At 68.5% G+C, this 12,451-nt stretch carries 10 protein-coding genes; 5 read left to right on the top strand and 5 right to left on the bottom strand.

The window, feature by feature from the left end:
* Positions 1-57: 57 nt before the first annotated feature.
* Entirely contained in the window at positions 58-909 is an 852-nt protein-coding gene (locus EV192_RS34470; protein WP_132122777.1) for a mechanosensitive ion channel family protein, read from the bottom strand.
* Positions 910-1,020: 111 nt separating this feature from the next.
* On the opposite strand from EV192_RS34470, the gene EV192_RS34475 reads away from it, so the two are divergent.
* Genes EV192_RS34475 through EV192_RS34490 form a run of 4 tightly spaced genes read left to right on the top strand, consistent with a single transcriptional unit; the run spans position 1,021 to position 6,436 of the window.
* A complete protein-coding gene (locus EV192_RS34475; protein ID WP_132122778.1) occupies positions 1,021-1,881 on the top strand; it encodes a DUF6807 domain-containing protein in 861 nt (286 codons plus the stop codon).
* Between the two features lie 32 nt (positions 1,882-1,913).
* Entirely contained in the window at positions 1,914-3,500 is a 1,587-nt protein-coding gene (gene boxC, locus EV192_RS34480; RefSeq protein WP_132122779.1) for a 2,3-epoxybenzoyl-CoA dihydrolase, read from the top strand.
* Positions 3,501-3,505: 5 nt separating this feature from the next.
* Positions 3,506-4,924 carry a benzoyl-CoA 2,3-epoxidase subunit BoxB gene (boxB, locus tag EV192_RS34485; protein WP_132123017.1) on the top strand — a complete coding sequence of 473 codons (1,419 nt, stop codon included), beginning with the start codon at positions 3,506-3,508 and terminating at the stop codon, positions 4,922-4,924.
* Between the two features lie 6 nt (positions 4,925-4,930).
* Positions 4,931-6,436 carry a benzoate-CoA ligase family protein gene (locus EV192_RS34490; RefSeq protein WP_132122780.1) on the top strand — a complete coding sequence of 502 codons (1,506 nt, stop codon included), beginning with the start codon at positions 4,931-4,933 and terminating at the stop codon, positions 6,434-6,436.
* 42 nt (positions 6,437-6,478) lie between these two features.
* On the opposite strand, the gene EV192_RS34495 is transcribed toward EV192_RS34490, so the two are convergent.
* Both EV192_RS34495 and EV192_RS34500 read right to left on the bottom strand, forming a co-directional pair.
* Positions 6,479-7,534, bottom strand: coding sequence for an LCP family protein (locus tag EV192_RS34495; protein WP_132122781.1), 1,056 nt, complete (start codon positions 7,532-7,534; stop codon positions 6,479-6,481).
* Positions 7,531-8,028 carry a SigE family RNA polymerase sigma factor gene (locus tag EV192_RS34500; protein ID WP_243727254.1) on the bottom strand — a complete coding sequence of 166 codons (498 nt, stop codon included), beginning with the start codon at positions 8,026-8,028 and terminating at the stop codon, positions 7,531-7,533. Before EV192_RS34500 ends, EV192_RS34495 begins: the two co-directional genes overlap by 4 nt.
* 127 nt (positions 8,029-8,155) lie before the next feature.
* On the opposite strand from EV192_RS34500, the gene EV192_RS34505 reads away from it, so the two are divergent.
* Positions 8,156-9,295, top strand: a complete 1,140-nt coding sequence (locus EV192_RS34505; RefSeq protein ID WP_132122783.1) for a VanZ family protein — start codon at positions 8,156-8,158, stop codon at positions 9,293-9,295.
* Here the strand turns inward: EV192_RS34505 and EV192_RS34510 are convergent.
* Complete coding sequence (locus tag EV192_RS34510; protein WP_132122784.1) at positions 9,264-11,318, bottom strand: glycoside hydrolase family 2 protein; 2,055 nt, start codon at positions 11,316-11,318, stop codon at positions 9,264-9,266. The two genes, EV192_RS34505 and EV192_RS34510, sit on opposite strands and share 32 nt — an antisense overlap.
* 97 nt (positions 11,319-11,415) lie before the next feature.
* A complete protein-coding gene (locus EV192_RS34515) occupies positions 11,416-12,333 on the bottom strand; it encodes a C1 family peptidase (RefSeq protein ID WP_207926364.1) in 918 nt (305 codons plus the stop codon).
* Positions 12,334-12,451: the final 118 nt, after the last annotated feature.

Genomic DNA, 12,451 nt, shown 5'->3' on the forward strand with positions numbered 1-12,451 from the left:
GGAGGCGGTCCGGGCTCTTTCCGCCGGACCGCCTCCCTGACTGGCAGGGCCGCGGTGTCAGTTCTTGGGCGGCTCGTCGGTTGGGCGCCCGGTCGTCCCGTTGCCGGCGGCCGGGAACTGGTCGGTGGGCGGGCCGCTGTTCTCGGCCTGGTTGTCCATCGCACCGGCGCCGGCGCGGGCCATGGCTCGGCCGGGTTCGCCGTTGTGGGCTTCCATGGTTTCGCGCATGCGCGGGATCTCGTGTTCCGCTTTGTCGAGCCACTGCTCCCAGCGCTGCTGCATCGGGCGCATCAGGCCGCCGCCGACACCGACGATCGCGATGCCGCCGATCGTGGCCAGGACGGCGATCAGCACCGGGGTGGTGACCGTGGTGGCCACGCCGATCTGGTTCAGGGCGGCGATCACGCCAAGCGCCAGGATGAACACCGAGGCGATGGTGGCCACCGCGCGCCCGTACGACAGGCCGCTCATGGTGTTGGTGATCAGGTCCTTCACCGCGCTGGCGATCGCGGCCGCGACGACCACGATGACGATCGCGATGATCAGGCGCGGCAGCCAGGCCACCACGGCGGTGAGCAGATCCGACACGGGGTTGGGACCCCACACGTTGAACGCGATCTGCAGGGTCATCAACACGATGGCGTAGTAGACGATCTTCGCGACGACGTCGGACGCGGAGTAACTCGACCTGGCCATCGCCTGTTTCAGCGCGCCGCGTTCGACCACCCGGTCGAAGCCGATCCGTTCGAGGATCTTGGCCACCGCCTTGGCCAGTATCCGGCCGACGATGATCCCGATGAGCAGGATCACCAGGAACGCGAGCAGTTTGGGCACGAAGGTGACGATGGCCCGCCACGCGTCGGTGAGCCCCGCCCCGATGTCCACGGCCGCCAGATTCGTTGACTGCATGCCAGCCAGCTCCCTTCGGTATTTCGGCCAGGTTTACCCGGTCGGACCGAACGTAATCCACTGTGGACAACACGGCCGGGCGCGTTCACCGGATCGGGTTACACTCGCCGGATGGAGCTGCGGGATGACGGCGAGGCGTTGATACTCACCGCCGAGGGTGTCCGGCTGTTCACGTACACCTACCGGCCGGACGTCGCGGCGGTCGAGTGTCCCTGCCCGAGTTTCCATCCGATCAGGACACTCGCGGGCGACGTGGTCACCGGCTACCGGCCGCACGACCACCGTTGGCACAAGGGCCTGGCGATGACCGCGTCGCACCTGTCCGGGCAGAACTTCTGGGGCGGTGTGTCGTGGGTGCGCGGCCAGGGCTACCAGCTGCGGCCGAACGTGGGTTCCTTGCGGCACCAGGGTTTCGTGCGGCCCGGGGTGGAGCGGGTGGACTGGGTGACGGCCGCGGGCGAGACGTGGATCGAGGAGACCCGGACCATCGCGTACCACCGAGGCGACGACTTCTGGGTCCTGGAACTCGGTTTCGACCTGCGCAACGTGCGCGGCGCGGAGCTGGAGTTCGGCAGCCCCACGGTGTTCGGCCGGGAACTGGCCGGCTACTGCGGGTTCTTCTGGCGCGGCCCACGCGACTTCACCGGCGGCACCGTCCTCGCGTCCACCGGGCCGGACGATCCCATGGGCACCCAGGCGGACTGGCTGGCCTACATCGGCACCCACGACGAAGTGGACCGTCAGTCCACTTTGCTGTTCCTCAACGACACACCGGTTGCGGACGCACGGTGGTTCGTGCGGACCGAGCCGTACCCGGTGGTGAACCCGTCCCTGGCCTTCTACCGCCCGCTCACCCTGGCGACGGACGACACCCTGCGGCTGCGGTACCGGCTGGTGATCGGAAACGGCCGATGGACCCATGACCGGCTCGCGGACCACTACGGAGGGCGGGAAAGTTCTACACAAGCTTGACGCCTGTCTGAAGTGGTGTCGAGAATGAGGCCATGCCCGAGGTCAGCTTCGATCGGCATCCGGACTCCTACCGCCACTGGCGGTTGCGGGTCGACGGCCCGGTGGCCTGGCTGGAGATGGCCGTGGACGAACAGGGCGGCCTGGTCCCGGGCTACGAGCTCAAGCTGAACTCGTACGACCTCGGCGTCGACATCGAGCTCTACGACGCGGTCCAGCGCCTGCGGTTCGAGCAACCCGGCGTGCGGACCGTGGTGCTCACGAGTGCCAAGGACAACGTGTTCTGCGCCGGCGCGAACATCCGGATGCTGGCCTCGTCGTCACACGAGTGGAAGGTGAACTTCTGCAAGTTCACCAACGAGACCCGCAACGCCATGGAGGACGCGACCGAGCACTCCGGCCAGACGTACCTGGCCGCGGTGAACGGTTCGTGCGCCGGCGGCGGCTACGAGCTGGCGCTGGCCTGCGAGAAGATCATCCTGGTCGACGACAACTCGTCCACGGTCGCGCTGCCCGAGGTGTCGTTGCTCGGTGTGCTGCCCGGCACCGGCGGGCTGACCAGGGTGGTGGAGAAGCGGCGGGTGCGCAAGGACCGCGCGGACGTGTTCGCCACGCGCAGCGACGGCGTCAAAGGCCGGACCGCCGTCGAGTGGAACCTGGTGGACGAACTCGCACCGCGTCGCGACTTCGCCGCCCACGTGCGTCGGCGCGCGTTCGAGTTGGCCGCGGCGAGTGACCGGCCGGACGTGGACGGCATCAGGCTGCGACCGTTGCGACGGGAAGTCGGTGCGGACGGCATCAGGTACCGCTACGTCGAGGCGAAGTACAACCGGTCGGCCCGCACGGTCGACATCACCGTGAACGGTCCTGGCGACGAGGACTGGCTGCTGACCCTGACCCGCGAGCTGGACGACCTGATCCTTCGGCTGCGGACCAACGAGCCCGAGCTGGGCACCTGGCTGATCTGCACCCGGGGCGACCCGGCCGAGGTCCTGCGGCACGAGGCCGCGGCCATCGGCCGGGACCACTGGCTGGCCAACGAGATCACGCACTACTACAAGCGGACCCTGAAACGCCTGGACGTCACCAGCCGCAGCCTGATCGCCCTGATCGAGCCGGGCAGCTGCTTCGCCGGGCCGCTGCTCGAACTGGCGCTGGCCTGCGACCGGCAGTACGTCCTGGACGACGAAGGGTCGACGATCACGTTGTCCCGGCACAACTTCGGCACGTTCCCGATGGGCAACGGGCTGTCCCGGCTGGAGTCCCGGTTCTACCGCGACGCCGACCGGCTCGACCGGCTGCGCAAGGAGGTCGACCGGCCGCTGACCGCGCGTGAGGCCGACGATCTCGGCCTGGTCACCGAGGCACTGGACGACCTGGACTGGGACGACGAGATCCGGATCGCGGTGGAGGCCCGCGCGTCGCTGTCGCCGGACGCGCTGACCGGGATGGAGGCCAACCACCGGTTCGTCGGCCCGGAGACCCAGGAGACCAAGATCTTCGGCCGGCTGACCGCGTGGCAGAACTGGATCTTCACCCGCCCCAACGCGTCCGGTGCGGACGGCGCGTTGCGCCGGTACGGCACCGGTCGCAAGGCCGCCTTCGACCGGAAGCGGGTGTGACCGCGGTGCCCGAGCGGATCGACTACGACGCCAAGATCCCGAACAACGTCAACCTCAAGGACGACCGGCGGTTGCAGCGCGCCCTTGAGGGCTGGCAGCCGAAGTTCCTCAACTGGTGGGGCGAGATGGGCCCCACCCTGGCAACACACGGCGTCTACCTGCGGACGGCCGTGAGCGTCGGACGGGAAGGATGGGCTCATTTTGACCACGTCAACGTACCGGACTACCGGTGGGGGATTTTCCTCGCCGAGCGGGACCTTGACCGCCGCATAGCGTTCGGCGAGCACAAGGGTGATCCCGCGTGGCAGCAGGTGCCCGGCGAGTACCGGGCCGACCTGCAGCGGCTGATCGTGATCCAGGGGGACACCGAGCCGGCGTCCGTGGAGCAGCAACGGCTCCTCGGGCTGACCGCGCCCAGCCTGTACGACCTGCGGAACCTGTTCCAGGTCAACGTGGAGGAAGGCCGGCACCTCTGGGCGATGGTCTACCTGCTGCACGCCTACTTCGGCCGGGAGGGCCGGGAGGAGGCGGAGGCGTTGCTGGTCCGCAACTCCGGCAGCCCGGACGCGCCCCGCATCCTCGGCGCGTTCAACGAGGAGACCGCGGACTGGTTGGCGTTCTTCATGTTCACCTATTTCACCGACCGGGACGGCAAGTACCAGCTGGGCACGTTGAAGGAGAGCGCGTTCGACCCGCTGTCCCGGACGTGCGAGTTCATGCTCAAGGAGGAGGCGCACCACATGTTCGTCGGCACCACCGGTGTCGACCGCGTGGTCGCGCGCAGTGCCGAGCTGATCCGCGAGCACGACACGCTGGACATCGCGCGGCACGGCGGCATCCCCCTGGACGTCATCCAGAAGTACATCAACTTCCACTACACCGTGTCCCTGGACCTGTTCGGCGGTGAGACGTCCACGAACGCGGCCAACTACTACACCGCCGGCCTCAAGGGCCGCTGGCAGGAGACCCGCCGCGGGGACGACCACACGCTGGCCGACGGCAGCACGTTCGTCGACCGGCCGAACCCGGACGGCACCTGGTCGCGCGACGAGGTCCAGACCTTGTTGGCGCTCAACCTGGACCTGCGCGGCGAGTACACCGCCGACTGCCAGAGCGGCATCAAACGCTGGAACAGGATCCTGGCCGAAGCGGAGGTCGGCTACTCCTTCGCCCTGCCGCACGTGGGGTTCAACCGGCAGGTCGGCATGCACGCCGGCCACCACATCACCCCGGACGGCACGATCGTGGACGCCGGGACCTGGCGGGCCGGCCGGCACAAGTGGCTGCCGACCAACCAGGACCTGGCGTTCGTCCGGTCGCTGATGCACCCGGTGTACGAGCGCGGCAAGATCGCCAGCTGGGTGGCACCACCGTCGCACGGCGTCAACCAGAAGCCGTTCGACTACGAGTACGTATATCTGTAGGACATCATGACGCTCTTCAACGCCGCAGAGTACTTAGTGGACAGACAGGACGGCGGCCGGACCGCCGTCGTCACCGCCGGCCGGACCCTCACCTACGCGGAGCTGGCGGCCGAAGTCCGGGCGGTCGCCGCCGGCCTGCGGGCCCGTGGTGTGCGGCCCGAAGAACGTGTCCTGATGTGCATGGTCGACGGAATCGAGCTGTACACGGCCATTCTGGGCGCGATGTACGCCGGCGCGATCGCGGTGCCGTGTTCGACCATGCTCACCGGACCGGAGTTGCGCAAGCTCGTTCTCGACTCGCGGGCTCGCATGGTCCTCGGCTCCCGCATGTACGCCCCGGCGGTCACCACGGCCGTCGAAGACGCGCCTGACGTGACCGAAGTGATCTTCGACGACGAGTGGGACCTGATCGGCCAGGGCTCGCTGGACTCGCCGTATCCGACCTGGCCGGACTCGCCCGCGTTGTGGCTCTACACCTCGGGAACGACCGGTGAGCCGAAGGCGGCCATGCACTCCCACCAGGACATCCGGGTGGTCGCCGAGACGTACGGCCAGCAGGTGTTGGGCGTCCGACCGGACGACCGGTGCCTGTCCGTGGCCAAGCTGTTCTTCGCGTACGGCCTGGGAAACTCGATGTTCTTCCCGCTGTCGGTCGGCGCCGCCGCCGTGCTGCAGCCGAGCCGCCCCACGGGCGACCTGATCGCGCGCCTGACCGCCGACGCGCACGTGACGCTCCTGTTCGGAACGCCGAGCTTCTGGGGTCCAGTGCTCGCCAGCCAGCTGCCGTCGGACAGTTTTTCCACGGTACGGCAAGGAATCTCGGCCGGCGAGGCGCTGCCGCCCCGGATGTACCACGGCATGCTGGACCGGTTCGGCGTCGAAGTCCTCGACGGCATCGGCTCCACCGAGCTGTTGCACATCTTCCTGTCGAACCGACCCGGCGAGGTCCGGCCGGCGTCCTCGGGCGTTCCCGTGCCCGGATACGAGATCGCGCTGCGGGACGAGCACGGCTCGTTGATCACCGAACCCGGCGTCTCCGGCGAGCTGTACGTGAAAGGCGAGTCGGCGGCGACGGGCTACTGGTGCCGGACCTCGGCGTCGCGCCGGGTGTTCCTCGGCGACTGGACACGGACCGGGGACACGTACGTCCGCAACGACGACGGCACGTACAGCAGCCTCGGCCGGACCGGGGACATGCTGAAGGCCGGCGGGATCTGGGTGACCCCGAGCGAGGTGGAGAACCGGCTGCTGGAGCACCCCGCGGTGGCGGAGGTGGCCGTCGTCGGCGTGCCCGACGAGGACGGCCTGGACCGGGCGGTCGCGTGCGTGGTCGGCACGCCAGGCGAGAAGGTGGACGAGGACGAGCTGATCCAGTGGTGCCGGGACGGGTTGGCGTCCTTCAAACGGCCGCGGCGGGTCATCGAGATGACCGACCTGCCCCGGACGGCGACCGGCAAGGTGCGGCGAAACGTCCTGCGGGAGATCGCGGGACAGGTGGGGAGTTCGCGCTAGGTCGACAGTGGGTGGAATGGGGCGCCTCCGGCGCCCCATTCGTCAGTTCACACAGGGCACGTCGCCCGGCGAGCCGCCGGCCTGGGCGCTGCCCGGAGCCGCCGGTGGCTGGGCGTTCCCGGCCAGGAACTTCGCGGCGAACTGGCTCACCTCGGCCGGGTCGACGGTGAAGCCCACCTCGCCGCTCGTGCCCCGCTGGTCCTCGCCCTTGTACGGGATCGTCGCCGCCGTGACCGGCACGCCCGCGACCAGTTCGTTGGCGAACTGCACGATGTCCCAGGCAGGGTCCACGCGCACGTCGGCCTTGACCGCGTCGGCCAGCTTGACGAAGTTCCGGCTGGTCGCCAGCTTGGCGATCAGGGCCCGCAGGAACGCCTGTTGACGGGTGATCCGGTCCAGGTCGCCGTTGGGCAGGCCGTGCCGCTGGCGGAGGAACCCGAGGATGTCGTCGCCGGTGAGGGTCTGCCTGCCGGCGGGGAGGTTGATGTTCGCGAAGTCGTCCTTCGCCGCCGCCTTGAGGCACACCTCCACGCCGCCGATGTCCGAGGCCAGCTTGCTGAACCCGCTCATGGTGACCAAGGCGAAGTGGTCGATCTTCACCCCGGTCACCGCGGTGACGGTGTCGACCAGCGCTTTCGCCCGCTCGGGCTCGAATTTTTGCGGATCGACGCTGGTGTTGCCGCCGATGATGTAGGCCTTGCTCAGCTTGGTGTTGCCTCGATACGGGACCGTGACCCACGTGTCCCGAGGCAGCGAGATGGCCCGGAACGAGCCGTCGACGCCGCGCCGGACCAGGAGCACGGTGTCGGCGAGCGCGTGGTCGTCCATGCCCACCAGCAGGATGTTCTGCTCGGCCACAGGTGCCGGCAGCGTCGTCGCGGCCGGGGGCGCCGGCGTGGCGTCCCGGGACGCCGACAGCGGGACGACCACCGCCACCACGGCCGCGGCCACCGCGAACCCGGCGACGGCCACCAGCATCCCCGTGCGGCGACGCTGTGGCCGGCGGCCGGAGCGGAGCACAGCCAGGACGGCGCTGGAATCGACCGCCTGGTTCGCCTCCTCCGCCACCGCCTCACGGATCAGAAGCTCGTCGTTCACAGCACCTCCATGGCACGGCTGGCCGCGCGCAACGCTGTCAGCGCGCGGGAAATGTGGCTTCGTACGGTCGATTCCGAGCAGTTGAGGACGGTCCCGATCTCGGCGTCCGTCCGGTCCTCGTAGTAGCGCAGCACGATCGCCGCGCGCTGTTTGCGGGGGAGCACCGCGATCCGGGCCCGCATGGCGTCACGCTCGGCGTGCCGTGTCGCGGGGTCGCCGACCGGGGGTGTCAGCGCCTCCATCACCCCGGGCGCGGACGCGATGTCCCTGGCGGCCCGCCGGCGACGCCAGGACAGGTACTCGTTGGTGACCATCCGCTGGACGTACAGGTAGGGCGCGTCCATCGCCGCGATCCTGTCCCACCTGCGCTGGGCCCGCAGCAGTACCTCCTGCACGATGTCCTGCGCCAGGTAGCGGTCGCAGGACATCGCGGTGGCGTACCGCAGGAGCCGATCGAGGCGATCGCCCACGAACTGGTCGAAACCGTCCGGCACCGCCACTCCTTTCAGCCGACGTCGAGTGCGGTGGGGAAACTGTCGAACACCCGTCATTTGTTGAGTCCGACCACCCGGCAGTGTTGTGATCCGCATCACTTGACGCCCGGTGGGGTATAAGTTCCCCGTGGTCGAGACCTTCCTGTTGCCCGTTGCCACCGCGCTGTGGGTGTTTCCGCTGGTCGTGCTGGTGGTGATGGTGCCCGTGGCGGTGGTGAGCTACCGGCGGCGGGGCCGGGCGGGCGGCTGGACCGCCGTGGTCTTCTACTCGTTCCTGTTCTACCTGCTGGCCGCGTTCCTCCAGACGATCATCCCGCTGCCCCGCGACGGCGGCGCGTACTGCACGGCCCACCACTACGCCAGCACACCCCAGCTCCGGCCGTTCGAGTTCGTCGACATCATCCGGCAGCGCGCCCGAGGCGACTGGAGCCTGACAGGCATCCTGCACAACGGCGTGCTGTGGTCGACCGCCCTCAACGTGATCCTGCTGCTCCCGCTGGGCATCCTGCTGCGGTACACCACCAAGCTGGGGATCGTGGCCACCACGGCCGTCGGCTTCGGCGCGTCCCTGTTCTTCGAACTCACCCAGCTGACCGGGCTGTGGTTCATCTACCCGTGCGCGTACCGGCTGTTCAGCGTGGACGACCTGATCCTCAACACCGCGGGCGCGTTCGTCGGCGCCCTGCTCGGCGGGCCGTTGCGCCGGATCCTGCCCGAGCTGGCGCCGAAACGGGACCTGGAGCGGTACGCCGACAAGGTCACCGTCACCCGGCGGCTGTTCGCGCTCGCCGCCGACCTGGCCGGGTTCGCCCTGCTCCTCGCGTTCAGCTTCGGCCTGCTGCGGCTGTTCGACCAGCCCACCGAGCACCAGGGGCTGCCGGTGATCACAGTCGGCCTGGTGTGGTTCGTGCTCAACCCGGCGCTGACCGGGTCCACGTTGGGCAAACGGGCGATGCTGCTACGCGTCGAGCGAACCAACGGCCGCCGGGCAGGGCCGTTGGCGCTGCTGGTGCGGTACGCGGTGCTCCTGTCGCCGCTCTGGCTGGCGTGGCTGGCGCTGTCGGTGGACGTGTGGGCCATCGCCGACCACCCGGAACGGCTGCTGATCCTGGTCGGGATCGTGCTGTCGTTCTTCGTCGTGGGGGTGTGGACGCCGCTGGCGGTGTTCTTCAGCGACGACCACAGAGCCCCCTACGAGCAGCTCACCCGCACGATCAACGTGGCGATCGTGCGGGCTAACCCAGCGTCCACGTCACCGAGTCCGTGACCGTCGTTCCGTTCCTCGTCCCGGTCACCGACACCGTGTTGCTGCCGCTGACCAGCGTGACCGGCCAGGTGTAGATGTGGTCGGCGGACGTCTTCGTGGCGACCACCTTGCTGTTCAGGGACAGGGTCATCGAGTCCGCGGTGCCGTACACCTTCACGGTCGTCGCCGCGACCGTCCGCTGGGTCCACGTTCGGCTCGTGATGTACGCGAACGACGTGTCGGTCCAGTTCGCCTTGTACCAGTAGAAGGCGTCCTTGCGGGTGCCGCGGTCGTACGTGACCAGGCCCTTGTCGTTGCGGCCCGGGGTGTCGCCCTCGGCGCGGCCGTCGGAGGCGAAGTCGAACATGTTCCACACGAACGTGCCCCACAGGTACGGCCGGGCCGCGATCTGCTTCCAGCTGTTCTCGTGCAACAGGTTCTGGTATTCCTCGGGATGGAAGGTCGACGTCGTCACCGGTTGCCGCGGCGGCTCCTGATGCTGGTTCACGCTGCCGCCGGCGCCGTACTCGCTGATCCCGATCTTCCGCGCCGGGTCCTTGGCGTGCAACGCGTCCGCCCATGAGCCGGGGCCGGTGCCGGACGAGTACCAGCCGAAGTACTTGTTGTACCCGATGACGTCGGTGTGGTTGGCCAGGCCGACAGTGTCGCCCTTGTTGTTGGCGTACGTCGACAGCCGGGTCGGGTCCTCGGCATGCACCTGGCTGTTGAGCTGGGTGAGCAGCGCGTTCGTGACCGGGTCGTCGTTGGCCTGCTCGTTGCCGATGCCCCAGAAGAAGATCGACGGGTGGTTGTAGTTCTGGCGGATCAGCTCGGACAGCTGCTGCTGCGCGTTGGCACGGAAGGCCGCGCTGTCCGTCACGCGGTTCACCAACGGGATCTCCACCCACACCGCGTAGCCGCGTTGGTCGGCCAGGTCGTAAACCACTTGGGCCTGCTGGTAGTGCGCGGTTCGCAGCGCGTTCACGCCCATCTCGTCCATCAGGTCGAAGTCCTGGACGCGCTGTGCCGGCGACACCGCCGAGCCCTCGTTCAGCCGGTCCTGGTGGGCGTTCACGCCATGCAGGCCCAAGTGCTGGCCGTTGAGGGAGAACCCACTGGCGGCGTCCACAGTGGCCGATCGAAGGCCGAGCGGCTGGGTGACCGAGTCGGTGACCCGGCCGGCGTCCAGGATCTCCACGGTCACGTGGTACAGATACGGATCCGCCTTGCCCTGCCAGCGACGCGGCTCGGTTATCAGAACATTTTGGACAGTGTCGAAGCCGGTCGCGGCGGCCACCGAACGGGTCGCCGCCGTTGTGGTGGTCACGACCGCACCGGACGCGTCGGTCACGGTCGCGCGGACCTGCGCCTGACGCGTGTCCGGATAGTTGTTCCACGCTTTGGTCGTGACGTCTACGCTGGCCGAGTCCGCGGACACGGACCGTTCGGTGAGATACACGCCGGGCCCGCCGAAGTCGCCCATCCGAACCGACAACGGGTCCACGGCCACCAGCGTGACGTCCCGGTAGATGCCGCCGAAGAACGTGAAGTCCGCGGACAGGGGCGGGACGTCCGGGTTGGCCGCGTTGGTCACGCGGACCGCGACGACGTTGTCCTGGCCGAGTTTGAGCGTGGCGGTCGCGTCGAACCGGAACGTGGCGTAGCCGCCCTGGTGGGTGCCGAGCTTGGTGCCGTTCACCCACACGTCGGCGACCGTGTTGACGCCGTCGAACTGCAGCCAGAGCCGTTTGCCGGCCAGCGAGGCCGACGGCGTGACGTGCCTGCGGTACCAGCCGACGCCACGGTAGTAGTTGTTGCCGCCGTCCTGGCCGTCCTGGGCGTTCCAGGTGTGCGGGACGGTCACCGACGACCACGCCGAGTCGTCGAACCCGGGCGCCTGCGCGCCGGTGGCGTCGCTGCGGAGGAACTTCCAGGCGCTGTTCAGGCTGGTCACCGGACGGACGAGGGGAGCGGCGGACACCGACGGGACAGCCAGCGCCGAAGCCACGAGGAGCAAGGGAAGAAGGAGCGCGCGCAGGGACATACACACACCTCGCTGTTCGTGTATGTGAACTATGTTCACGAGTGAACGCCCGGGACGGTAACGACCCGGGCGTTCACCCGTCAACGCGCGGTGGCGCTCACCCCTCGTCGAACGCGGACGAGTCCACCCATTCGGCCGACGTCATCGCCCACCAGTCCTCGGCGAGGCTCTGGGTCACGTACTCGTACGGCAGCCAGCCGTACCCCTGCTCGCCCCACGTGGTGCCCCACGAGTTGCGGATCAGGAACGCGCCGGTGGCGGTCTTGTTGTCGGTCGGGTTGGTGATCTTCTTGGCGTCGTCGTAGCCCGCGGCGCAGATGGCGTGTCCACCCAGGACGTTCTCGCCCTTGGCCGGGAACGGGATCTCGCCCGGCTTCTTCGGCTTCTGGATCGACGCGTACACCGTGAACCCGAAGATCGCCGGTACCCCCGCGGCCAGGTTCGTCTTGACCGTGGTCAGCGTCTGGTCGGCGGACTGGCCGGCCGGGTCCAGCCGGAAGTACTTCAACGCCTGGTAGTTCTGCGCGAACGCGAAGGCGAACGCGGGCGGGTCGTCCTCGAACTTCGAGACGTCGTACGGCCAGTACTTCTCCGGCGGGGCGCCGAACAGCGCCAGCGCGCCCATGACACTGCGCAGGTATGCACCTGTGTCCCCGGTGAGGCCGAGGAACTGGCGCGTCACCTTGTAGACGAACAGCCGGGACATGTCGGCGTACTTGCCGAACGACCGGCGCTGGTAGTACTCGACCATGCCGCACGCGGCGTTGGCCGTGCACGAGCCGAGCTGTCCCTGGTCCTCCACGGGCGAGAAGTACTGCCGCAGGTCCACCGACGCCGGCACGCCACTGTCCGCCGCCTCCGCGCTCCCCAGCCGCTGCAACGACTTCGAGGCGGAACCCTTGAGCACATCACGGACCTCGGGCGACTCGTGCGTCAGGTCCCGAACATCGGGGCGGTCCGGCAGCCAACCCATACCGGTTGGCTCGGTGTTGCCCGGCAACAAGATCGTGTCCATGTCTCCCTCATCTACAATCGACCTGATGCGACGGCCATGACGAAAAAGGCGCCACATTGACGTGATACGGAAAAGAGCGCGATCTGTTAGCGGTGATACCGACGAACAGGTTGCGATT

This window comes from Actinocrispum wychmicini (genome assembly GCF_004345645.1).
In the GTDB taxonomy this organism is placed as follows: Bacteria; Actinomycetota; Actinomycetes; order Mycobacteriales; family Pseudonocardiaceae; genus Kibdelosporangium; species Kibdelosporangium wychmicini.

Coding starts and splice junctions, on each gene's coding strand:
- EV192_RS34470 (WP_132122777.1), bottom strand. CDS start 909: ATGCAGTCAACGAATCTGGCGGCCGTGGACATCGGGGCGGGGCTCACC.
- EV192_RS34475 (WP_132122778.1), top strand. CDS start 1,021: ATGGAGCTGCGGGATGACGGCGAGGCGTTGATACTCACCGCCGAGGGT.
- boxC (WP_132122779.1), top strand. CDS start 1,914: ATGCCCGAGGTCAGCTTCGATCGGCATCCGGACTCCTACCGCCACTGG.
- EV192_RS34490 (WP_132122780.1), top strand. CDS start 4,931: ATGACGCTCTTCAACGCCGCAGAGTACTTAGTGGACAGACAGGACGGC.
- EV192_RS34510 (WP_132122784.1), bottom strand. CDS start 11,318: ATGTCCCTGCGCGCGCTCCTTCTTCCCTTGCTCCTCGTGGCTTCGGCG.
- EV192_RS34515 (WP_207926364.1), bottom strand. CDS start 12,333: ATGGACACGATCTTGTTGCCGGGCAACACCGAGCCAACCGGTATGGGT.